Source organism: Stenotrophomonas acidaminiphila, from assembly GCF_014109845.1.
GTDB lineage: Bacteria > Pseudomonadota > Gammaproteobacteria > Xanthomonadales > Xanthomonadaceae > Stenotrophomonas > Stenotrophomonas acidaminiphila.
This window is the reverse complement of the sequence record NZ_CP043567.1, coordinates 1,508,988-1,529,930: the sequence shown is the minus strand read 5'-3', so window position 1 is coordinate 1,529,930 and position 20,943 is coordinate 1,508,988. Positions and strand designations below refer to the sequence as shown.

At 70.9% G+C, this 20,943-nt stretch carries 20 protein-coding genes; 9 read left to right on the top strand and 11 right to left on the bottom strand.

All coding sequences use genetic code 11. The features are described 5' to 3' along the window. Window positions 1-275: 275 nt before the first annotated feature. From F0P95_RS06960 to F0P95_RS06950, 3 genes are all read right to left on the bottom strand, one after another. Window positions 276-518: a hypothetical protein gene (locus F0P95_RS06960; protein ID WP_162486360.1), complete on the bottom strand. Its 243-nt coding sequence runs from the start codon at window positions 516-518 to the stop codon at window positions 276-278. Between the two features lie 147 nt (window positions 519-665). Continuing rightward, window positions 666-1,301 (bottom strand): glutathione S-transferase family protein, encoded by a 636-nt coding sequence (locus F0P95_RS06955; RefSeq protein ID WP_182336256.1) that lies wholly within the window; start codon window positions 1,299-1,301, stop codon window positions 666-668. 54 nt (window positions 1,302-1,355) lie between these two features. Beyond that, window positions 1,356-2,735: a glutamate--cysteine ligase gene (locus F0P95_RS06950; RefSeq protein ID WP_182336255.1), complete on the bottom strand. Its 1,380-nt coding sequence runs from the start codon at window positions 2,733-2,735 to the stop codon at window positions 1,356-1,358. Between the two features lie 341 nt (window positions 2,736-3,076). Here F0P95_RS06950 and F0P95_RS06945 point away from each other — a divergent pair, with 341 nt between their 5' ends. From F0P95_RS06945 to F0P95_RS06935, 3 genes are all read left to right on the top strand, one after another. Beyond that, window positions 3,077-3,781: a VIT1/CCC1 transporter family protein gene (locus F0P95_RS06945; protein WP_182336254.1), complete on the top strand. Its 705-nt coding sequence runs from the start codon at window positions 3,077-3,079 to the stop codon at window positions 3,779-3,781. Beyond that, window positions 3,781-4,614, top strand: a complete 834-nt coding sequence (locus F0P95_RS06940; protein ID WP_182336253.1) for a helix-turn-helix transcriptional regulator — start codon at window positions 3,781-3,783, stop codon at window positions 4,612-4,614. The genes F0P95_RS06945 and F0P95_RS06940 overlap by 1 nt, the downstream gene beginning before the upstream one ends. A gap of 107 nt (window positions 4,615-4,721) precedes the next feature. Next, on the top strand, window positions 4,722-5,690 hold the full coding sequence (locus F0P95_RS06935) for an MBL fold metallo-hydrolase (protein WP_182336252.1): 969 nt from the start codon (window positions 4,722-4,724) through the stop codon (window positions 5,688-5,690). 172 nt (window positions 5,691-5,862) lie between these two features. On the opposite strand, the gene yihA is transcribed toward F0P95_RS06935, so the two are convergent. Beyond that, the gene (gene yihA, locus F0P95_RS06930; RefSeq protein ID WP_182336250.1) at window positions 5,863-6,462 is read right to left on the bottom strand and encodes a ribosome biogenesis GTP-binding protein YihA/YsxC; all 600 of its coding nucleotides are present in this window, start codon (window positions 6,460-6,462) and stop codon (window positions 5,863-5,865) included. 125 nt (window positions 6,463-6,587) lie between these two features. On the opposite strand from yihA, the gene F0P95_RS06925 reads away from it, so the two are divergent. From F0P95_RS06925 to F0P95_RS06910, 4 genes are all read left to right on the top strand, one after another. After that, entirely contained in the window at window positions 6,588-7,364 is a 777-nt protein-coding gene (locus F0P95_RS06925) for a c-type cytochrome (RefSeq protein WP_182336248.1), read from the top strand. Between the two features lie 96 nt (window positions 7,365-7,460). Further along, the gene (locus F0P95_RS06920; protein ID WP_182336246.1) at window positions 7,461-8,105 is read left to right on the top strand and encodes a thiol:disulfide interchange protein DsbA/DsbL; all 645 of its coding nucleotides are present in this window, start codon (window positions 7,461-7,463) and stop codon (window positions 8,103-8,105) included. A gap of 119 nt (window positions 8,106-8,224) precedes the next feature. Continuing rightward, entirely contained in the window at window positions 8,225-9,040 is an 816-nt protein-coding gene (locus F0P95_RS06915; RefSeq protein ID WP_182336244.1) for a thiol:disulfide interchange protein DsbA/DsbL, read from the top strand. 70 nt (window positions 9,041-9,110) lie between these two features. Then, entirely contained in the window at window positions 9,111-9,848 is a 738-nt protein-coding gene (locus F0P95_RS06910) for an endonuclease/exonuclease/phosphatase family protein (RefSeq protein WP_182212923.1), read from the top strand. Between the two features lie 51 nt (window positions 9,849-9,899). Here F0P95_RS06910 and F0P95_RS06905 read toward each other — a convergent pair whose 3' ends face one another. Together F0P95_RS06905 and F0P95_RS06900 are read right to left on the bottom strand one after the other, a co-directional pair. Further along, window positions 9,900-10,778, bottom strand: a complete 879-nt coding sequence (locus F0P95_RS06905; RefSeq protein ID WP_054662996.1) for an EamA family transporter — start codon at window positions 10,776-10,778, stop codon at window positions 9,900-9,902. A 99-nt stretch (window positions 10,779-10,877) separates the two neighbouring features. Continuing rightward, on the bottom strand, window positions 10,878-11,285 hold the full coding sequence (locus F0P95_RS06900) for an ExbD/TolR family protein (RefSeq protein ID WP_054662993.1): 408 nt from the start codon (window positions 11,283-11,285) through the stop codon (window positions 10,878-10,880). A gap of 186 nt (window positions 11,286-11,471) precedes the next feature. On the opposite strand from F0P95_RS06900, the gene F0P95_RS06895 reads away from it, so the two are divergent. After that, the gene (locus F0P95_RS06895; RefSeq protein WP_182336242.1) at window positions 11,472-13,430 is read left to right on the top strand and encodes a transglycosylase SLT domain-containing protein; all 1,959 of its coding nucleotides are present in this window, start codon (window positions 11,472-11,474) and stop codon (window positions 13,428-13,430) included. Then, a complete protein-coding gene (locus F0P95_RS06890) occupies window positions 13,427-14,647 on the top strand; it encodes a multifunctional CCA addition/repair protein (protein WP_182336241.1) in 1,221 nt (406 codons plus the stop codon). Before F0P95_RS06895 ends, F0P95_RS06890 begins: the two co-directional genes overlap by 4 nt. Window positions 14,648-14,685: 38 nt before the next feature. Here F0P95_RS06890 and F0P95_RS06885 read toward each other — a convergent pair whose 3' ends face one another. From F0P95_RS06885 to F0P95_RS06865, 5 genes are all read right to left on the bottom strand, one after another. After that, window positions 14,686-15,765 (bottom strand): S41 family peptidase, encoded by a 1,080-nt coding sequence (locus tag F0P95_RS06885; protein WP_182336239.1) that lies wholly within the window; start codon window positions 15,763-15,765, stop codon window positions 14,686-14,688. 63 nt (window positions 15,766-15,828) lie between these two features. Next, entirely contained in the window at window positions 15,829-16,917 is a 1,089-nt protein-coding gene (locus F0P95_RS06880; protein WP_182336237.1) for an acyltransferase family protein, read from the bottom strand. A gap of 586 nt (window positions 16,918-17,503) precedes the next feature. After that, window positions 17,504-18,643, bottom strand: coding sequence for an N-acetylglucosamine-6-phosphate deacetylase (gene nagA / locus F0P95_RS06875; RefSeq protein WP_182336235.1), 1,140 nt, complete (start codon window positions 18,641-18,643; stop codon window positions 17,504-17,506). Between the two features lie 159 nt (window positions 18,644-18,802). Next, entirely contained in the window at window positions 18,803-19,828 is a 1,026-nt protein-coding gene (locus F0P95_RS06870; protein ID WP_182336233.1) for an SIS domain-containing protein, read from the bottom strand. 4 nt (window positions 19,829-19,832) lie between these two features. After that, window positions 19,833-20,909, bottom strand: coding sequence for a LacI family DNA-binding transcriptional regulator (locus tag F0P95_RS06865; RefSeq protein ID WP_182336231.1), 1,077 nt, complete (start codon window positions 20,907-20,909; stop codon window positions 19,833-19,835). Window positions 20,910-20,943: the final 34 nt, after the last annotated feature.

Sequence of the window (20,943 nt, the reverse complement as noted above, 5' to 3'; positions counted from 1 at the left end):
TGCGCCTTTTCCTTGTCAAGCGCAGTATCGCTGCCGCTCGACAGCTGAAACATGCTGGCCAACGAGGCTGGATCGACCCGCAATGAGCAACCCGCAGGCGGGACCGGCCTTGCGGCGGGTGCATCCATGGCATCGGACTGTTCGCCATACCAACTGGATTCCAGCGCATCTGCCTGATGCACGCCTGCAACGCACGCAGGTTCATGGGAGTGCCTGCATCCATGCCTCTCCCCACGCGCGGGCGCCCACGCCCGGGGATGAGGACGGGGACTGATTCAGCCGCCGCAACCGCCGCAGCACTCGGATGGCACCCGCTCCAGCTGCGCGGCGCTGATCACCAACCCGCCCCGCCCCAGCGCCGGCAACAGGGTGGGCTCGTCGAGCAGGGTGGAGATCCGCAGCACCCGGCTGAGCGGCTCGATATCCAGCAGTACGGAAGGATCGGCGTCCTGCAGCGCGTCTTCCAGCACCCGCAGGTCCGGCGCCGGGCCGGACAATGAAATCCTGAATTGCGTCATCGACATACTCCCGGGGCGCAGCACGCGACCGGCGACCCGCCCCGCGGCCGGCCCGGCGGCGGGCGACCGTGCCCGCCCGCCGAATACTGCGTGCCCGCGGCGCTGGCCGCCCTGACCGGGGTCAAGCCGCGGTGCGACCGCCGCCGCTCACTGCGGCGGCAGCAGCGCGTCGTCCAGCGCCGCGGCGCGCTGCCATGCCGGGCGCGCGCACAGCCGCTCACCGTAGCCGGCGAACGCCGCCCGTTCGGGCAGAGTCTTGAACATCGTGCCCCACAGCACCTGGCTGCCCAGGTAGACGTCGGCGGCGCTGAAGCGCTCGCCCAGCAGCCAGGGCGCGGCGCCGGCAGCGGCCTTCTCCAGCGTGTCGGCCATCTGCTCGAAAGTACCGTAGCCGACCATGCCCGCCTTCTCCGGCGGCGCCAGCAGGCCGAACGCCTTGGCGCTGACCGCGGCCTCCACCGGCCCGGCGGCGAAGAACAGCCAGCGGAAGTAACTGCCGCGCAGCGGGTCGGCCGGCGCCGGCGCCAGCCCGGCCTGCGGGAACGCATCGGCCAGGTAGCTGCAGATGGCCGCGGCCTCGGTCACCACCACCCCGCGGTGGACGATGGCCGGCACCTTGCCCATCGGGTTGATCGCCAGGTAGGCCGGCGACTTCATGCTCTCGCCGTAACCCAGCACTTCGGTGCGGTACGGTTGCCCGACTTCCTCGAGCATCCAGCGCACGATGCGGCCGCGCGATTGCGGGTGGGTGTAGAAGACGATCTCGTCCGTCGTGTTGCCCATGCGCCTGCCTCCGTCAAGGAAGCCGGCAGTCTAGCAACGCGCCCGGGTGCCGGATCAGTAGGCGAACTCGCGGAACACCGGGTCGACGCTGCCGTTCCATGCCCCATGGAACAGGTCCAGCTTGCGTTCGGCGGCGGTCTTGCCCGAGTCCACGATCTCCTGCAGCACGTCGAGGAAACGGGTCTCGTCCTGGCCGTCGCCGTTGAGCGCGGCGCGGCGGCGCAGGCCCTCGCGCGAGATCTCCAGCGCGCGCAGCGCCAGGTCGCGCACGCTGCCCCCGCGGAACGGCAGGTGCAGCGCCTGCCGCGGCACGCCGTCGCGCAGCGCATGGCGCTCGGCCAGGCTGAAATCCTTGACCAGGTCCCAGGCCGCATCCAGCGCGGCATCGTCGTACAGCAGGCCCACCCAGAACGCCGGCAACGCGCAGATCCGGCTCCACGGGCCGCTGTCGGCGCCGCGCATTTCCAGGTACTTCTTCAGCCGCACCTCGGGGAAGGCGGTGGTCATGTGGTCGGACCAGTCGCGCAGCGTCGGCAGCGCGCCCGGAAGTACGTCCAGCTGCCCCTTGAGGAAGCGACGGAACGACTTGCCGCTGGCGTCGTGGTAGACGCCATCGCGGTAGGAGAAGTACATCGGCACGTCGAGCAGGTAGTCGACGTAGCGCTCGTAGCCGAAGCCGTCCTCGAACACGAAGTCGAGCATGCCGGTGCGGTCGGCATCGGTGTCGGTCCAGATGTGCGAACGGTAGCTGAGGTAGCCGTTCGGCGCGCCTTCGGTGAACGGTGAATCGGCGAACAGCGCGGTGGCGATCGGCTGCAGCGCCAGCGACACCCGGAACTTCTTCACCATGTCCGCCTCGGAGGCATAGTCCAGGTTGACCTGGACCGTACTGGTGCGGGTCATCATGTCCAGGCCGAGCGAGCCGACCCTGGGCATGTACTCGCGCATGATGCGGTAGCGGCCCTTGGGCATCCACGGCATGTCCGAGCGCGTCCACTTGGGCTGGAAACCCATGCCCAGGAAGCCGAGCTGCAGTTCGCCGGCCACCTGCGCCACCTCGTTGAGGTGGGTGCCGGTTTCCACGCAGGTCTGGTGGATGCTCTCCAGCGCGCCGCCGGACAGCTCGAGCTGGCCGGCCGGCTCCAGCGTCACCGAGGCGCCGTCGCGCAGCAGGGCGATGGTGTTGCCCGGCCCCTGATCGACACGCTCCTGCACCGGCTCCCAGCCGAAACGGGTCAGCCCGGTCAGCAGCGCCTGGATGCCGCGCTCGCCCTCGAACGTCGGCGGGCGCAGGTCGTCCAGGCGGAACCCGAACTTCTCGTGCTCGGTGCCGATGCGCCACTGCGGGCGCGGCTTCTCGCCGGAGGCGATCACCTCCACCAGCTGCGAGCGGTCGGTAATGGGCGTATCGGCAACGTGGCTGGGGCTCGACAAGGGCTGGCTCGCAGTATTCTGGCTGGGCGGGAAATGGGGGCCTTCCCCCGGCATCACAAGAACCGGCCTGCAGTCCGTCGCGCTCGTCCCCGCGCCCCGTCCAGCGCCGGCAAGGCGCGCATCCACGCACGCTGCGCCTGCTCGGCTCCGCCACGGGCCACCGGCCCTCGCCCGCGATGGATCGCGAACAGCTCCCGAGCGCGCACTATATCGCGGCCCCCAGCGGCGGCATGTCGCGGTGACGGTTTTCAGCATCCCACCGGCGGCGACTTGACCGGCCCCGCCAGCGCGGCTGCGAGTCGTTTTCACCACCGGTCCACGTGCCGTCCTACACTGCGGCCATGAAACCGACCCGGCACATCGAAACCCATCGCTCCGAACGTGTCGGCTGGCTGCGCGCCGCCGTGCTCGGGGCCAACGACGGCATCGTCTCGGTCGCCGGCCTGGTGGTCGGCATCGCCGCCAGCGGCGCGCCAGCCTCCACCATCCTGGCCACCGGCGTCGCCGGCACCGTGGCCGGCGCCATGTCGATGGCCGCCGGCGAGTACGTCTCGGTGCAGTCGCAGGCCGATACCGAGCAGGCCGACCTGGCGCTGGAACGCCGCGAGCTGCACGAAGACCCGCATACCGAACTGGAAGAGCTGGCCGGCATCTACCGGCGGCGCGGGCTGACGCCCGAACTGGCGCACGAGGTGGCCGTACAGCTCACCGCGCACGACGCGCTCGGCGCGCACGCGCGCGACGAGCTGGGCATCACCGAGGAGCTGCGCGCGCGGCCGCTGCAGGCGGCGCTGGCCTCGGCCGGCGCGTTCGTCGTCGGTGCGATCCTGCCGGTGCTGACCGCGCTGTTCGCCCCCTACGCCTACGTTGCGCAGATCACCACCGTTTCCACCCTGCTCGGCCTGTGCATCACCGGCGCGATGGCCGCCCACGCCGGCGGTGCGTCGCGCCTGCGCGGCGCGCTGCGGGTGGTGTTCTGGGGTGCGCTGGCGATGGGCGCGGCGGCGGCCATCGGCAACCTGTTCGACACCCACCTCGCCGGTTGATGGCGCCCTTGGCGGCGGCACCCCACGCGCTGCTGGAACGGCTGGCGACGCTGGCCGACTGCCAGAACGCCGGCGACTATGCCTGCATTACCGCGCGCCGCGAACACGGCGCGTCCTCGGTCGAGATCCCGCGGCCGCAGTTCGCCATCCTGCTGCAGGGACGCAAGCACGTCCGTACCGCGCAGCAGACGCTGGAGCTCGCTCCCGGCGACCTGTTCCTGATCACCCGCCGCTGCCGGATCGACGTGGTCAACGTGCCCGACCCCGACAGCGGCCTGTATCTCAGCGCCATCGTGCCGCTGTGCGCCGAAGTACTGGCCGCCACGCGCAGCCTGTGGAGCGGGCCGCTGCCGGACGCCGGCGACCCGCTGGCGCGGCTGTCGCTGGCCGCGCACGGCACCGAGCTGCTGCAATGGCGCCAGGCACTGGAGCACGGCGACTACACCGCGGCGCGGCTGGCGCTGGCCACGATGACCGTGGCGTTCTGCGCGTCCGGCCACGGCAGCCTGCTGGTCGCACCGGAGCCCGGCCTGGGCGAGCGCATCCGCGACCTGGTCGCCGCCCAGCCCGGACGCAGCTGGCAGTCGCGCGATTTCGAACAGCACCTGGGCATCAGCGGCGCCACCCTGCGCCGGCGCCTGGCCAGCGAACGACTCGGCCTGCGCGAACTCATCGGCGATGCACGGCTGGCGCAGGCGATGCAGTTGCTCTACACCACCCGCCTGCCGCTGAAGACAGTGGCCGCGCGCGTCGGCTACCGCTCGCTGTCCAGCTTCAGCCGGCGCTTCTGCGAACGCTACGGGATGGACCCGTCCGCCATCGGCAACCACTGACGGCGCGGCGGCGGTGAGCGGATCGCGCGGCATTCCGAGCGCTTCGCAGGCATGGCCGGCGGCAACATGACGGCTCCGCGGCAATGCCGCCCCTGACGGAACCGCCCATGCCTCGCGCTGCCCTTCGCCCCCTCGCCCTGGCCCTGGCCCTGCTGCTGGCCACCGCCGGCGCCCACGCCGGCACCACGCATGTCCCGCGCACACAGGTCCCCGGCGTGTATCACCAGCAGATCGGCGACGTGCGCGTCACCGCGCTGTTCGACGGCACCGTGGCCCTGCCGCGGCAGGCGCTGACCGGCATTGCCCCGGGCGTGGTCACACGCCTGCTCGAGCACGGCTACGTGCCCGAGGACGGCAAGGGCCTGCAGACCGCGGTCAACGCCTACCTGGTACAGCGCGGTGGACACCTGGCGCTGGTCGATACCGGGGCCGCGCAATGCTTCGGCCCCGGCCTGGGCCAGGTACTGGCCAACCTGCGCGCCGCCGGCTACGACCCGGCCGAGGTCGACGACGTACTGCTGACCCACGCCCACCCGGATCACCTGTGCGGGCTGCTCGACGCCGACGGCAAGCCGGCGTTCGCCAACGCCACCGTGTGGCTGTCGCAGGCCGATGCCGGTTACTGGCTGGACCCGGCCAGCGAAGCCGGCGCGCCGCAAGCACTGCGTTTCGCCTTCCCGATGGCGCGCAGCGCGGTGGCGCCGTATGCCGCGGCCGGGCGCCTGCGACCTTTCGTCGCAGGCGATGCCCTGCCCGCCGGCATCACCGCGCTGGACAGCCACGGCCACACCCCGGGCCACGTCGCCTGGCGGATCGACGGCGGCGACGGCCAGCAACTGCTGGTCTGGGGCGACATCGTGCACTTCCACGCGGTCCAGTTCGCACGGCCCGATGCCAGCTACGAAGCCGACAGCGACCGCACGGCAGCCATTGCCAGCCGCCGCCGGCTGATGGCCGAGGCCGCGGCGGGCGGATGGTGGGTGGCCGGCGCGCACCTGCCGTTCCCCGGCCTGGGGCACGTGCGCCGGGAGGGCACGGCATTCGCGTGGGTGCCGGGCGAGTTCTCGCCGCTGTGACACGCGCGCGCTGCGCGCTGGCGCCCCACGGTCCGCGCCGCAGACCGCGGCGCCCCTGACTCAGGGGGCTTTGCCCCCGCCACGTTCCCGCCAGGCCGGGCCATGGAACAGCAGCCACCGGGCAGGTGTGTGGCGCATGGGAAAAGGCGGGAGTGCCCGCCTGGTGCCGGCGTTACAGGCCCAGCCAGCCGCCGATCACCGCGCGGGCCTCGTCCACGCCCTGTTTCGACTCGCCGGAGAAGGTCTGCACGCTGACCAGGTCGCCGAACGCGGCGGCCAGGTCCTTGCGCACCTTCTGCAGGGTCTGCGCCTGCTGGCCGCGGCCGAGCTTGTCGGCCTTGGTCAGCAGCGCATGCGCCGGCAGCCCGCGCTGCACCGCATAGGCGAGCATCTGCCGGTCGTAGTCCTTGAGCGGATGGCGGATGTCCATCACCACCACCAGCCCCTTGAGCGCGTCGCGGGTGCGGAAGTAGTTGTCGATGAAGGCCTGCCAGTGCGCCTGCAGTTCCTGCGGGACCTTGGCGTAGCCGTAGCCGGGCAGGTCGACCAGGTGCGCCTCGGGCGTGACCTGGAAGTACACCAGTTGCTGGGTGCGGCCCGGCGTCTTGGAGACGCGGGCCAGCGCGTTCTGGCGGGTCAGCGCGTTGAGCGCGCTGGACTTGCCGGCGTTGGAGCGCCCGGCGAATGCCACCTCGGCCCCTTCGTCCGGCGGCAATTGCCGGGCATTGTGGGCCGAAAGCAGATAACGGGCGCGTTCTAGGAGCTGTGACATGCGCATAGGATCGCACGCCGGGGGCCCCGCTGGCGCCCGTGCGTTGACCCTGCCATGAATCGGCGTGGATAATCCGGTCGATGCCGGCGCGGACCCGCCCGGCCCGTTCCACACGGAGCTTCTGCATGCGCCACGCTCGTGTCCTAGCCGTTTCTGCCCTTGTCATCCCGCTGATCGCCGTCGTCGCGTTCGCACAGAGTTCGGTCACGCCCGTGCCCGACAACGCGCCGGTGCAGACCGCACCGCTGGAGATCGACCTCAGCAAGACCCTGCCCGGCGACGCCGAGGCCGGCGAAGGCAAGGCGCAGGCCTGCGCTGCCTGCCATGGCGCCGACGGCAACTCCGCCGTGGAGATGTATCCGCGGCTGGCCGGCCAGAGCGAGCGCTACATCGCCCGCCAGTTGGCCCTGATCGCTGGCGGCCAGCGCACCGAAGGCGCGGTCGCCGCCATGCTGCCGTTCGTGCAGGGCATGACCGCGCAGGACATGCGCGACATCGGCGCCTTCTTCGCCCGCCAGAAGTCCGGCGCCGGCGTGGCCGACGACACCGCCATCGCCGACGGCACGTACGCCGGCATGAAGTTCTACGAGATCGGCCAGAAGCTGTACCGCAACGGCGATGCCAGCCGCGAGATCCCGGCGTGCATGGCCTGCCACGGCCCGACCGGCGCCGGCAATCCCGGCCCGGCCTACCCGCACATCGGCGGCCAGCACGCCATGTATGTCACCCAGCGCCTGCAGCACTACCAGGCGGGCCAGACCCAGGAAACCGATCCGTCGCAGTTCCGGATCATGGCCCAGGTGGCCGGCAAGCTCACCGAGCAGGAAATCCAGGCGCTGGCCAGCTACGTGCAGGGCCTGCACGCGCGTGCCGACGACGTGGCCGTGGCCGCGGCCCGTTGACCGCCTGACGGTGCCGGTCGCCGCGGCGACGAGCCCCCTGTTCGCGGATACGCCGACCCCTGTGGTCGGCGTCTCTTTTTCCAGTTGGAGACCTCAATGACGTATTTCCCGCGCGTGTTCCTTCTGCTGATGGCGCTGCTGCCGCTGGCCGCCTGTGCCGCCGACGCCGCGCCGGCGGAAGGCCAGGACTATGAGCTGATCGCCGAGCCCGGCCCGTTCGCACCGCTGGCGGGCAAGATCGAGGTGGTCGAGGTGTTCGGCTACCCCTGCATCCACTGCGCCCACTTCGAGCCGCTGCTGGAAGCCTGGGTCGCCAAGCTGCCGGCCGACGTCCGCTTCACCGCGGTGCCGGCTGCCTTCGGCGGCCATTGGGACGCCTATGCGCGCGCCTTCTACGCCGCCGAGCAGACCGGCGTGCTCAAGCGCAGCCACGCCGATGTGTTCAAGGCCCTGCACGAGCGGCGCAGCCTGCCGATGCAGAACGTGTCGCCGCAGGAACTGGCGACCTTCTACGCCGCCTACGGGGTGCAGCCGCAGCGCTACACCGATGCGCTGCGCAGCGACCAGACCGAAGCCAAGGTGAAGGCCGCGCGCGCCTTTGCCATGCGCGTGCGGGTGCCCGGCACGCCGGCACTGATCGTCAACGGCAAGTATCTGGTCAAGGGCCGCAGCTTCGAGGACCAACTGCGCATCGCCGGCGCCCTGGTGGAGCGCGAGCGCGCTGCCGCCCGGCGTCGCTGAGGCCGCACCGCAACATTCGACGAACCGGTTCAGCCGCTGCCGCGGATAATGTCATCATGCGCCCCGCGGTCGCCGCCGGCGGCCTGACGACCCGACGAATCCCTGCTGGAGATCCACCCATGAAGATCCGTTTCGTACTGGCCCTGGCGGCCCTGCTCCCGTTGATGGTGGCCTGCAAGGCCCAGGACGGCTCTGCCGACGCCGTCGCACCGGCCGCCGAACAACCGGCTGCCGCCCCCGCCCCGGCCGCCGAAGCTGCTGCCGAAGGCGCCGCCACGCCGGAAGCGGCCGGCGAACCGGCCGCCGCGCAGAACGCGGAGAACACCCCGGTACCGGCACAGGCGCGCCTGGTCGGCCCCGAGCCGGTGGCCGGCACCGACTACCTGGTGATCGACGGCGGCCAGCCGATCCAGCCGGCGACCGGCAAGATCGAAGTAGCCGAAGTCTTCGGCTACGTCTGCCCGGCCTGCGCGCGCTTCCAGCCGCTGATCGGGCCGTGGAAGGCGGGCCTGCCGTCGGACGTCAACTTCGTCTACGTGCCGGCCATGTTCGGCAGCATGTGGGATGACTACGGCCGCGCCTTCTATGCCGCCGAGGCGCTGGGCGTGCAGGAGAAGACCCACGACGCGCTGTACTCGGCCATCCACGTCGAGCAGTCGCTCAAGGGCGAGCTGGGCCGCGATTCGGTCGAGGACATCGCCAACTTCTACGCCAAGTTCGGCGTCAACCCGAAGACCTTCGCCGACACCATGGGCAGCTTCTCGGTGGTGGCCAAGACCAATCGCGCCAAGCAGTTCGCCCAGCGCAGCAAAATCACCGGCACGCCGTCGCTGATCGTCAACGGCAAGTACCTGGTCAAGGGCAAGAGCTACGAGGACATGCTGCGCATCGCCGACCACCTGATCGCACGCGAACGCGCCGCCAACGCCAAGTAAGGTATTAAGGGCCTCGTCGACACGAGGCCCTTGTTCCACCGCCGTGAAATCCCCCACCCACACCCTGCGCCTGCTCACGGCCAACATCCAGGCCGGCTCCAGCACGCGCCGTTACAGCGACTACGTGACCCGCAGCTGGTCGCACGCGCTGCCGTCGGGCAGCAAGCGCTCCAGCCTGGATGCGATCGCCAAGCTCGCCAGCGGCCGCGACATCGTCGGCCTGCAGGAGGCCGACCCCGGCAGCCTGCGCTCGGGCTTCACCAACCAGACCCACTACCTGGCCCAGCGCGCCGGCTTCAATTACTGGAGCCACCAGCCCAACCGGCGCATGGGCGGCGTCGCCTCCAGCGCCAATGGCCTGCTCAGCCGGCTGGAGCCGGTGGAAGTGCAGGATCACGCCCTGCCCGGCCGCATCGGCGGCCGCGGCGTCCTGCTGGCCCGCTTCGGCGACGGCCGCGAAGGGCTGGCGGTCGCCGTCGCGCACCTGTCGCTGGGAGTAGGCTCGCGCCTGTCGCAGCTGGATTTCATCGCCGACCTGATGTCCGACTACCCCAACGCGGTACTGATGGGCGATTTCAACTGCAAGGCCGAGCGCCCGGAAATGCAGGTGCTGTACCGCAAGACGCGGCTGCAGCCGCCCGGTTGCCTGGTACCCACCTTCCCCAGCTGGCGCCCGGACCGGGCCATCGACCATATCCTGGTCAGCGACAGCCTGCGCACGCTCGAGACCGGCGCCGTCGCCGCGGCCCATTCGGACCATCTGGCGGTGGAGATGCAGGTCGAGGTTCCGGGCAACAGCCTGCGCTGATCCCGCCGCACCGCCTGCGGCCGGACCGGCCGCACCCGGCATTGCGCGATCTCACGTCACCACGGCGGCCGCGGGCGGCGGCCGGCGCCGCGCGGTCGCCGCGCTGCCCACCGATGCCAGCACCGTGCAGCCAATCGCCAGCCACTGCAGGCCGGACAGCTGTTCGTGCAGCAGCAGCAGGGCCCACAGCGCGGCCACCGCCGGCTCCATGCTGATCAGGATGCCGAAGGTCTCCTTCGGCAGGCGCTTGAGCGCCATCATCTCCAGCGACATGGGGATCGCGCTGGACACCACCGCCACCAGCAGCCCGGCCAGCAGGATCGACGGCTGCAGCAGTGCCGTGCCGGCATGGGCCACGCCTACCGGCACCACCACCAGCGCCGCGACCGCCACGCCCAGCGATACCGAGTGCCCGGCATGCAGGTGCCCGGCACGCTTGCCGAACACGATGTACAGCGCCCAGCAGGCCGCGGCGCCCAGCGCATACAGCACGCCGGCCACGTCCAGCGCCGGCCCGCCGCTCAACGGCAGCAACAGCAGCAGCCCGGCCAGCGCGCAGCCGACCCACAGGAAGTCGATCGGCCGCCGCGAGGAGAACATCGCCACCGCCAGCGGGCCGATGAACTCGATGGCCACCGCGATGCCGAACGGAATCGTGCGCAGCGCCATGTAGAACAGCAGGTTCATCACCCCCAGCGCCAGCCCGTAGCGCAGGATCGCGACGCCGTCGACGCGGCTGGTATGCCAGCGCCAGGGCCGCCACAACAGCAGCAGGAACAGCGCCGAGAAGCCCACGCGCAGCGCGCTGGTGCCCTGGGCGCCGATCAGCGGGAACAGGTGTTTGGCATAGGACGTGCCGATGGCCAGCGAAGTCACCGAGCCGAGCACCGCCAGCGCCGGCAACAGCGGCGCGAATCGGGAAGTCTGCATGGGCGTAGTGTAGTGCGCCTGCGCCCGGCGGCGGCGCGCCGCGCGCCACTGCCCGTGGCTCCCGGGCCGCCCATCGCCACGGGCGGCCCGGCCAATCCCTCATCGCAGGAAGGCGATGCGTTCCATCCGTGCGTTGTCGGCCGCCGCCAGCACCTTGGCCATCGTGTCGTACTCGGCATCGGGACTGGCATCGATGCGCAGCTCCGGCAGGTTGCCGGCATGCAGTCGCGCCTGCTCCTGCAGCCGCGACTGCAGCGCGGCGATCGGCAGCGCCTGGCCATTCCAGGTGAGCTGGTTGGCCGCATCCACCCGCAGCTCGATCGGCGGTGGCGGATCCACGCGCGGCACCTGGCGGGTAGTGGGCTGCGGCAGGTCCACCGGAATCGGCCAGGACACCAGCGGCGCGGTGACGATGAAGATGATCAGCAATACCAGCATCACGTCCACCAGCGGCGTGACGTTGATATCGGCGATCGGCCCGGAACTTCCAGCTGCACTGAATGCCATGCTCCGCTCCTTCGGCGAGGCGGCACGCCTCGCCATCGACACTACGCCGCAGGCGCCCACGGGCAGCAGACGCACGCCCCCTGCGTTCAGCCACCGTTGCGCCTCATCGCCGGGTCGCGGGCCACGTTCATGCACGAGCCGGGATCGCCGCGGCGCTGTTGACGGGCGCCCGGCTATGCTTTGCCGATGAAACGGAATATCTGCCTGCTGTCTTTCGCCGCGTCCCTGCTGCTGGCCTGTACCGGCACCGGCGCACAGACCCTCGACGCCCAGCGCGCGGCCATGCGCGTGGCCATCGACAATGCCGAACGCGGCCAGTTCGATGCCGCCGCGACCGCGGGCCTGCGCAACCACCCGCTGTACGGCTGGCTCGAGTACAGCGCGTTGCGTCGTGGCATCGACACCGTGGACACGCCGCAGGCACTGGACTTCCTCAAGCGCTACCAGGGCCAGGCCGTGGCCGATGCGTTCCGCGCCGCGTGGCTGCCGGCGCTGGCGCGGCGCCAGGACTGGCCGACCCTGCTCGCCAACTGGCGGCCCAGCAACGACCCCGGCCTGCAGTGCGCCGAGCTCAACGCCCGCCTGGCCACCGGCAAGGCCGATGCCGGCTGGATCCGCGACGCGCAGGCGCTGTGGCGCAGCAGCGGCAAGTCCCTGCCCGATGCGTGCGACCCGGTGTTCGCCGGCCTCGCCGAGCGCGGCGGACTGACGCCGGCGCTGCGCTGGGAGCGCATCGATGCGGCCGCCGACGCACAGCAGCCCGGGGTGATGCGCGCGGCCGCGCGCGGCCTGCCCGCCGCCGAGCTGGCCCAGGCCAACGACTACGCCGCCTTCGTCGACAAGCCCGACGCACGCGCCCTGAACTGGCCCAGGAGCGAACGCAGCCGCCGCATCGCCACCGATGGCCTGGCAAGGCTGGCGCGGACCGACCCCGATGCCGCCGAGCGGCAGCTGCCGCAGTACGCGCAGGCACTGGCGCTGGATGCCGGGCAACAGGCGCAGGTGCGCTACCAGATCGCGCTGTGGACGGTGGCCTCGTACCTGCCGGACTCGGCGCGGCGATTGGCCGCGGTACCGGAATCGGCGTACGACGAGCGCCTGCACGAATGGCGCGCGCGCGAAGCGATGGCGCGTGGCGACTGGCCCTCGGCGCTGGCCGCGATCCGCGCGATGCCCGCGGGCCAGCGCAGCGACTCGCGCTGGCGCTGGTTCGAGGCGCGGCTGCTGGAAAAGACCGGCAGGGCCGCGGAGGCGACGCCGCTGTACCGCGCCGTCGCCACCGAACCGACCTTCCACGGCTTCCTCGCCGCGGACAAGCTGCGCCAGCCCTATGCGCTGTGCCCGTGGAACCCCGGCAGCGACCCGCAGACGCGTGCCGCGGTGGCCCGCGACCCGGCACTGGTGCGGGCGCTGGAGCTGTTCCGCATCGACCGCGCCACCTGGGCCGCGCGCGAATGGGCCGACGCGCTGTCGCGGTTCGACGATGCCCGGCGCCGGCTCGCCGTCGAAGTGGCGGGTGAAGCGGGCTGGTTCGACCGCGCCGTGTTCGCCCTCAAGGGGCCGCAGGAGATGCGCCTGTACGCGCTGCGGTTCCCGCTGTACCACGACGACACCATCCGCCGCGAAGCGGCACGCAACGCGCTGGATCCGGCGTGGGTCGCCGCCGAGATCCGCGCCGAGAGCACCTTCAACCCGAACGCGCGCTCGCCGGCCAACGCCCTCGGGTTGATGCAGGTGCTGCCCGCCACCGGCGCCAGCGTCGCCAGGCGCATCGGGCTGAGCGGCTATGGCGGCGCGGCCAGCCTCTACGATCCGGACACCAACATCGCCATCGGCACCGCCTACCTGCGGCAGCTGCTGGACACTTACGGCGGCCTGCCCTACGTCACCATCGCCGCCTACAACGCCGGGCCCACGCCGACGGCGCGCTGGCAGTCGCAGCGGCCCGGTTTCGACCCGGACTTCTGGATCGAGACCATCAGCTACAAGGAAACGCGCGAGTACGTCGCGCGCGTGCTTGCGTTCAGCGTGATCTACGACTGGCGCCTCAACGGCAAGGCGGTGCCGCTGGGCGACCGCATCGCCGGCCGCAACGTCCCGGCCTCGCGCGGCTTCGCCTGTCCGGCAGTGAAGGACGGCGCATGAAGACCTACCTGGTCGGCGGCGCGGTCCGCGACCGGCTGCTGGGGCTGGATGCGGGCGACCGCGACTGGGTGGTGGTCGGCGCCACCCAGCAGGAGATGGAGGCACGTGGCTTCAAGGCCGTTGGCCGCGACTTCCCGGTGTTCCTGCACCCGCATACCGGCGAGGAACACGCGCTGGCGCGTACCGAGCGCAAGAGTGGGCGCGGCTACCGCGGCTTCGTCGTCGACGCCGATCCATCGGTGACGCTGGAGCAGGACCTGCAACGCCGCGACTTCACCATCAATGCCATCGCCTGCGACGAGGAAAGCGGCAAGCTGGTCGATCCATGGGGCGGCGCGCGCGACATCCAGGCGCGCGTGCTGCGCCACGTCGGCCCGGCCTTCGTCGAGGATCCGCTGCGGGTACTGCGCGCGGCACGGTTCATGGCGCGCTTCGCACCGCTGGGGTTCACCTTGGCCCCGGAAACCGCCGCGCTGATGCGGGAGATCGCCGCCAGCGGCGAACTGGACGCGCTGGTACCCGAACGCATCTGGCAGGAACTGCGCAAGGCGCTGCGCGCTGCGCGCCCTTCCGCGTTCCTGCGCACCCTGCACGACACCGGCGCGCTGGCACCGATCCTGCCGGAAGTGGCCGCGCTGTACGGCATCCCGCAGCGCATCGAGTTCCACCCGGAAGTGGACACCGGGGTGCACCAGGAAATGGTCAGCGACATGGCCGCGCGGCTGGCGCCGGGCGACGACCTGGTCGGCTTCGCCGCGCTCACCCACGATCTCGGCAAGGCGCTCACCCCGGCAGACCAGCTGCCGCGCCATGTCATGCACGAACAGCGCGGGCTGAAGCCGCTGGCGGCGCTGTGCGACCGGCTGCGGATTCCCGCCGACCACCGCCAGCTGGCCGCGGCGGTATGCCGCGAGCACCTCAACGTGCACCGCATCGACGAGCTGCGCGACGCCACCGTGCTGGACCTGCTCCAGCGCTGCGACGGCTTCCGGCGCCCGGAACGCATCGCGCAGATGGCGCTGGCCTGCGAATGCGACAAGCGCGGCCGGCTCGGCTTCGAGGACAGCGACTATCCCCAGCGTGCCACGCTGCTGCGCCTGCACGCCGCGGCGCTGGCGATCAACGCACGCGACCTCGCCGCCGAAGGCCTGACCGGCCCGGCCGTGGGCGAAGCCTTGAAGCGGGCCCGGATCAACGCCATCGGCGCAGCCCGCTGAGGCGATGGAGGAGAACAGCCGGGGTCAGAGTGCATTTTTCAAGGGAACTGGACCCTGACCCCGGTTTTCCAGCGCGCTGCCGCAGGTTTTCCCGAGCAGGCCGGTTGGGACAGCAACCATACCTGCGCCAATCGCATCGCGTCGGCGCGTCCCGCCGCAGCGACATCGGGCACGATGCGACTGCCATCGCCAATGCCGTTGCGGTCCTTCATCACCGTGGTGGTGAGCAGCAGCGTGCTGCCATCGACCAGCGTCAATGGAACGTTGCCGGTGGAATAGCCCATCGTCGGCGTGCCGAAACTTCGGCTGGCCGGACGTCCGCGCAGCGCAAGCACGATGGCTTCGCCTGAGCTGGCGGTACGCCCGGACTGGAGCACCGCAACCGGGGCATCCGGCCTTCGCAGGCGACGAGTCGCATTGTCCGGAACCAGTAGCGACGCGTCGCCCACCCATACCGCCCCTTCCCGATAGCGCCAAGGCTGCAGGGTGGCACCGTCGAAGAAGTGACCGACGACATCCGGCCCATCGACCCGCCCGCGCAACAGCGGCCCCACGCCAAGCAGCATCGGCCACATGTTGCCGCCGGTGTTCTCGGCCAGGTCCACGATCCAGCCACAGCGACTGCCGTCATCCTGTTGCCAGAGGGCATCCTGCAGACGCTGCGCATGCCGGCGCTCGGCATCCCGCTGCAACCCGCGCGGGAGACCCAGATCGGGCAGATAGGGGCCGACGCTGACCAGACCAAGCCGCGCGTCGATCCGCTCGGCCCCCGGCTCCGCGATCGCTCCCACAGCCGGCACCACCGGGGCCGTATGCTCAGTCCTGCGGGACCTGTCACGTAGTTCTCCGGCCGACATCCACCCGCCATGACCGGCGGTCGCGCGGTTGATGGCCTCGGCCAGCAGCCTGCGTTGCCGTTCGGGATCACCCGTCGCGGCAAGATCACGACGCAACGTCATCCAGTCGACCCGGTCGTGGTGCAGCGCCTGGCGTTCCAGCAGGCCCAGCATCTGCTCCCGGGCCGGCAAAGACGGTACCGGGCTGGCCATGGCGGGGAGCGCCCACAGCGTCACCAACCACACCGCCACCGCCATCCCACACTTCTGCTTCCTGCGCATCCTGGTTCCATCCCTTGGAGCCCCCATACCGATGCAGGATAGAACAGCTCATTGAAAAGCCCGCTAGATCTTCAGGTAGATCCGGCGCCGGTCCAGCCACCACATCGGCAGCCACCAGACCGCGACGAAGGCGATGGCCATCGCCAGCGAGGCGGCTTCGGCCCCGGCCAGCGGGGTGATCCAGCGGTCGAACACATTGCCGTACAGCCAACCCCAGCCGCCGGTGCCCAGCAGCGCCAGCACCGTCACCCCGGAGCCGGCGTAGGCGGTGATCGCATTGACGCCGAAGCGCCGCCCCAGCGGCGGCCACTGCACGCGGTCGATGAGCATGTGCGCCAGCCACAGCGCCGCCAGCGCCCAGCCGGCGGTCCACAGCACGTAGGACGGGGTCCAGAGGTTCTTGTTGAGCGGCTGCCAGGTCGACCACAACGCCCCGAGCACCAACAGCACGATGGCCGCAGGCAGCAGGCGCGCCGGGCGACCGTCGCGCAGCAGGGCACCGGCGCGCAGGCCGATCAGGGTCGAGGCCAGGGCGCCGAGCGTTGAAAGCAGTCCTTCGGGATCGTGCCCCAGGCCGGTGGCGGCGTCGTACCGGTACGCCATGTCGCCGAACAGAACGGTGTCCACGCGGCTGGGCAGGTTGTGCCATGGCTCGAGCGTACCCCCGGCAGCCAGCAGCGCCGCGTAGCCGAACAGCAACAACAGCAGGCAGGCCCACTGCGTGGTCGCGCGCGACCAGATCGCCAGCACGCCGACGGCGGCGAAGCACACGCCGATGCGCTGCAGCACCCCCAGCGGACGGTAATGCGCAAGATCCAGCCACCACCACGCCAGCAGGTGCAGCAGCAGGCCCAGGCCGACGATGCGCGCCGCCCGCACCAGCACGGTGCGGGTCAGCACGGCGCGGTCGGCGCCCTGCTCGACCCGCGGCACCACGCCCAGCGCGATCGACACGCCGACGATCACCAGGAAGAACGGAAACACCAGGTCGGTGGGCGTGCACCCGTTCCATTGCGCGTGTTCCAGCGGCGCGTACACATGGCTCCAGGTGCCCGGGTTGTTGACCAGCAGCATGGCCGCGACGGTGATGCCGCGCAGGGCATCGACCGATGCAAAGCGGGTGGGTGCCTGCCTGGATGGGGAAGCGGTCATCGAGGGTGTCCCGTGCGATCAGGTAGCGGAGGCTGGCAGACACTGCATTGAGAAGCGATTGACCAGCCCTTCGGTCTGTTGAAAACAACTGCCGCCTTTGCCGGAACCACACGCAGAGGCCTGCTGTTGCTGTTGCTGTTGCTGTTGCTGTTGCTCGTGATTTTGACTTGCCGGGTTCCCTTCCGCAGTGACGGAGCCGACGGACAAGACCCCGCAAGGGGCGACGTGCAGGGATGCACGTCGTTTTTTCGACGAGACAGGGATGCCCCGTCGAAAAATCCCCGCCGCGGAGTGGATCCACGGTACCTCGGTGCCGTGGGCGCGAAGGCAGGGCGTGCTTCCCCTTGGTTACCTTCGCTCTGCACGAGCAAAGAGAAGTAACCCGCTCACCCGAAGCGGGAGCGAACGCCGTTGCCGTTGCCCAGCGCCGATCAAAACGGGGCTTCGTACGATCAAACGCTACGAGGCTCCGCCCCTACCCTCCCGCTCCGCACCCCGGCCCACGCCAGCGGCGTGGGTGCTCGAAGGCAGGCGCGCCAGCGGCGCGCAAACCGTGCCTTCCCGCCCCGAAGGGAGAAGAGCTCCCTCACTCCCGCTGCCCCGCGATCCACGTCGCCTGCACCTGCAGGGCGTCGTCCAACAGCACGAAATCCGCCTGGTAACCCGCCGCGATATGCCCGTAACGGTCGTCCACGCGCAGGAACTGCGCCGGATAGGTCGAGGCCATGCGCGCGGCTTCGGCCAGGGGCAGCCCGAGCAGGCCCACGGTGTTGCGCACGGCGCTGGCCATGTCCAGCGCGGAGCCGGCCAGCGAACCGGCCGCATTGCGCACCACGCCGTCGACGGCGGTGATCACCTCGCCATACAGCACGAACGAAGGATCGTCGGCGCCCACCATCGGCATCGCGTCGGTCACCAGCAGCACCTTGCCGCGCGGCTTGGCCGCCAGCGCCACGCGCAGGCTGGCCGGGTGCACGTGCACGCCATCGACGATCACCCCGCACCAGCTGTACGGATCCTCCAGCGCGGCGCCGACCACGCCGGGCTCGCGCCCCTGCAGTGGCGTCATCGCGTTGTACAGGTGGGTGAAGCCGCTGATCCCCGCATCCAGGCCGGCGCGGGTCTGTTCGTAGCTGCCCGCGGTGTGGCCGGCGCAGACGATGGCGCCGTTGCCGACCATCGCCCTGATGGTCTCCACCGGTACCCGCTCGGGTGCCAGCGTGATCACGGTGACACCGTTGTCCAGCGAGGTCGCCATCGCCACCTCGTCCGGCCCCGGCACGCGGAACTTGCCGGCGTCGTGGGTGCCCTTGCGCGCCGGCGCGATGTACGGGCCTTCCAGATGGATGCCGAGAATGCCGGGCACGCCTTCGGCGATGGCCTGGCGCACCGCGGCGATGGCCCGGGCCATCACTGCCGCATCGTCGCTGATCAGGGTCGGCATCATGCCGGTGGTACCGAAGCGCCGGTGCCCGCGCATCATCGTGCGCAGCGACGCCACGTCCGGGGCATTGTTGAGCAGGGCGCCACCGCCACCGTTGACCTGCACGTCGATGAAGCCCGGCAGCAGCCAGCCGCCGCCAAGATCGTGCTGCGGCACGCCCGCCGGCAGCGACGCCTCGGGCAGCACCGCGGCCACCTTGCCGTCCTGCACCAGCACCGCATGGCCGGAATGGAAGTCGTCGTTGCCCAGGACACGGGCGTTGGTCAATGCGTAGCGGGTCATCTTCTCGTTTCCGGATGTCCCCCCGCGCCCGGCGGCGGGAAGGATGAACAACGGCCGCGTCCCTGCCCTTGCCGGGGCGGCGGGGGAATGCCCGGCCCGCCCCTGGCCGGATCCGGTGCCTGGCTCGCCCGGCCTGTCGCGCAGGCCAGGGAACAGCGGTCAGACGGTTTCGGTCACCTTGTTCAGGTGCGGCGGCAGGTCCGGATTATGGCCCCTGCGCAGCGCCAGGGCGTTGATCGCACGGTAGAAGCTCTGCACCGTCAGCAGCGGCGCGCACAGCGGGTGCGGGGCCACCGCCACCGGCAGGTCGCCGCCCTCGCCCGCCAGCCAGACGCGTGCGCCGCGTGCGGCGAACTCGTCGGCCAGGGCGCGGGTGCCGGCGCCGGTCTCGTCCGGCTGGGCGAAGGCCAGCACCGGGAAATCCCGGCCCACCAGCGCCATCGGCCCGTGCTTGACCTCCGCCGAGCTGTAGCCCTCGGCGTGCAGGCCGCAGGTTTCCTTGAACTTGAGCGCGGCTTCCTGTGCCGCGGCCAGCCCGGGGCCACGACCGACGACGAACAGATTGTGCGCATCGACCAGGCCTTCGGTGAGCGCGCTCCAGTCGCACTGCCAGGCCTCGGCCAAGGCCGCGGGCAGGGCGTCGAGTGCGGCGATCAGGGTCGGGTCGTCGCGCCAGTACGCGCACAGCTGCAGGATCGCGGCCAGCGATGCCAGGTAGCTCTTGGTCGCGGCCACGCTGCGCTCGGCGCCGGCGCCGAGCGGGATCACCGTATCGGCCAGCTGCGCCAGCGGCGAATCCTCGACGTTGACCAGCGCCACCACGCGCGCGCCGGCGGCCTTGGCCGCCTCGGCGTTGCGCAGCAGGTCCGGACTCTTGCCGGACTGCGAGATCACCAGGTACAGCGCGCCCTGCAGCTTCTGCCTGGCTTCGTACACCGAGCCCACCGACGGCGAGGCCGAAGCGGTCACCAGCCCCAGCCGCGTCTCGAACAGGTACTTGGCATAGGTGGCGGCATGATCGGAGCTGCCGCGCGCGCAGGTCACCACGAACGGCGGCGGGTTCCCGCGCAGGTCCGCGGCCAGCGCGCGCACGCGCTCCTGGTTGCGGGCGAACTGGGCGGCGATCACCGAGGCGCTGGACGCGGCCTCGTTGAACATCAGGGTTTCGGTCTCGCTGGGCAACATGGTCCTACTCGGAAAGATCGTGGGAAGGGGAAGGCGGCCGCAACGGCTGCTGGCGCAACGGCGCGGTCGAGCCGCGCACCACCAGCTGCGGCACGAAGCCCTGGTTCTGCAGCTGCAGCGGGTTGTCCTCGTAGGCGTCGGTGCGCAGCTGGCTGATCAGCAGCCGCGCGGCATGCCGGGCAATGTCGCCGGTGGCCTGCTTGGCGGTGGTCAGCGCCGGCCACGACTGGCGCGAGAACGGGCTGTCCTCGAACCCGGCGATGGACAGGTCGTAGGGCACGTTCAGCCCGGCCGAGTTGGCCGCCGCCAGCACGCCGGCGGCGATCTCGTCGTTGGAGCCGAAGATCGCCGTGGGCGGCTCGCGCAACGCCAGCAGCCGGCGCGCGCCGCGGAAGCCATCGTCGAAGGTGTAGTCGCCGGGGATGACCAGGTGCTTGTCCAGCGGGATGCCGTAGTCCTTCAGCGCCGCCTCGTAGCCGGCGTAGCGCTCGCCGCTGGAACGATGCTCCGGCCCACCCCACAGGAAGCCGATGCGCTGGTGGCCGAGCTGGATCAGGTGTTCGGTGATCTCGTAGGCGGCGTCGCGGTCGTCCACGAACACGCAGGCGCCGTCGGCCGGGTCTTCGGTGGCGGCGATGATCCGCACCGTCTTGATCCCGCGCGCGTTGAGCGCGGCCACCAGCTCCGGGCGCTCGGACATCGGCGCGGTCAGCACCAGCCCGGCCAGGCGCGAACGCTGCACCCAGTCGGCCAGTTCCTCGGCCAGCATCGGCGAGGTCGAGTCGCAGGGGTGGATCTGCAGGCCGAAGCCGGTCTCGCGGCAGGCCGACAGCACCCCGTTCTGCACGCCGATGATGTGGTACGGATTCGGATTGTCGTAGACCAGCCCGATCACGAACGTGGTGTTGCTGCGCAGGTTGCGCGCCGACGGATCCGGCTCGTAGTCCAGCTCGGCGACCGCGCGCAGCACCCGCGCGCGGGTGGCCTGCATCACCGATGGCTCGTTGTTGATGACCCGCGATACGGTCTTGAGCGAGACCTTCGCCCGCTCGGCGACGTCCTTGATGGTGGGCCTGCGCATGACGGTTTCCTGCCTGGACTGACTGGCCGCCATG

Excerpts from the sequence above, each read along its gene's own strand:
- F0P95_RS06960 (WP_162486360.1), bottom strand. The coding sequence starts at position 518 with ATGACGCAATTCAGGATTTCATTGTCCGGCCCGGCGCCGGACCTGCGG.
- F0P95_RS06955 (WP_182336256.1), bottom strand. The coding sequence starts at position 1,301 with ATGGGCAACACGACGGACGAGATCGTCTTCTACACCCACCCGCAATCG.
- F0P95_RS06945 (WP_182336254.1), top strand. The coding sequence starts at position 3,077 with ATGAAACCGACCCGGCACATCGAAACCCATCGCTCCGAACGTGTCGGC.
- F0P95_RS06940 (WP_182336253.1), top strand. The coding sequence starts at position 3,781 with ATGGCGCCCTTGGCGGCGGCACCCCACGCGCTGCTGGAACGGCTGGCG.
- F0P95_RS06935 (WP_182336252.1), top strand. The coding sequence starts at position 4,722 with ATGCCTCGCGCTGCCCTTCGCCCCCTCGCCCTGGCCCTGGCCCTGCTG.
- yihA (WP_182336250.1), bottom strand. The coding sequence starts at position 6,462 with ATGTCACAGCTCCTAGAACGCGCCCGTTATCTGCTTTCGGCCCACAAT.
- F0P95_RS06925 (WP_182336248.1), top strand. The coding sequence starts at position 6,588 with ATGCGCCACGCTCGTGTCCTAGCCGTTTCTGCCCTTGTCATCCCGCTG.
- F0P95_RS06920 (WP_182336246.1), top strand. The coding sequence starts at position 7,461 with ATGACGTATTTCCCGCGCGTGTTCCTTCTGCTGATGGCGCTGCTGCCG.
- F0P95_RS06915 (WP_182336244.1), top strand. The coding sequence starts at position 8,225 with ATGAAGATCCGTTTCGTACTGGCCCTGGCGGCCCTGCTCCCGTTGATG.
- F0P95_RS06905 (WP_054662996.1), bottom strand. The coding sequence starts at position 10,778 with ATGCAGACTTCCCGATTCGCGCCGCTGTTGCCGGCGCTGGCGGTGCTC.
- F0P95_RS06900 (WP_054662993.1), bottom strand. The coding sequence starts at position 11,285 with ATGGCATTCAGTGCAGCTGGAAGTTCCGGGCCGATCGCCGATATCAAC.
- F0P95_RS06895 (WP_182336242.1), top strand. The coding sequence starts at position 11,472 with ATGAAACGGAATATCTGCCTGCTGTCTTTCGCCGCGTCCCTGCTGCTG.
- F0P95_RS06890 (WP_182336241.1), top strand. The coding sequence starts at position 13,427 with ATGAAGACCTACCTGGTCGGCGGCGCGGTCCGCGACCGGCTGCTGGGG.
- F0P95_RS06885 (WP_182336239.1), bottom strand. The coding sequence starts at position 15,765 with ATGCGCAGGAAGCAGAAGTGTGGGATGGCGGTGGCGGTGTGGTTGGTG.
- F0P95_RS06880 (WP_182336237.1), bottom strand. The coding sequence starts at position 16,917 with ATGACCGCTTCCCCATCCAGGCAGGCACCCACCCGCTTTGCATCGGTC.
- nagA (WP_182336235.1), bottom strand. The coding sequence starts at position 18,643 with ATGACCCGCTACGCATTGACCAACGCCCGTGTCCTGGGCAACGACGAC.
- F0P95_RS06870 (WP_182336233.1), bottom strand. The coding sequence starts at position 19,828 with ATGTTGCCCAGCGAGACCGAAACCCTGATGTTCAACGAGGCCGCGTCC.
- F0P95_RS06865 (WP_182336231.1), bottom strand. The coding sequence starts at position 20,909 with ATGCGCAGGCCCACCATCAAGGACGTCGCCGAGCGGGCGAAGGTCTCG.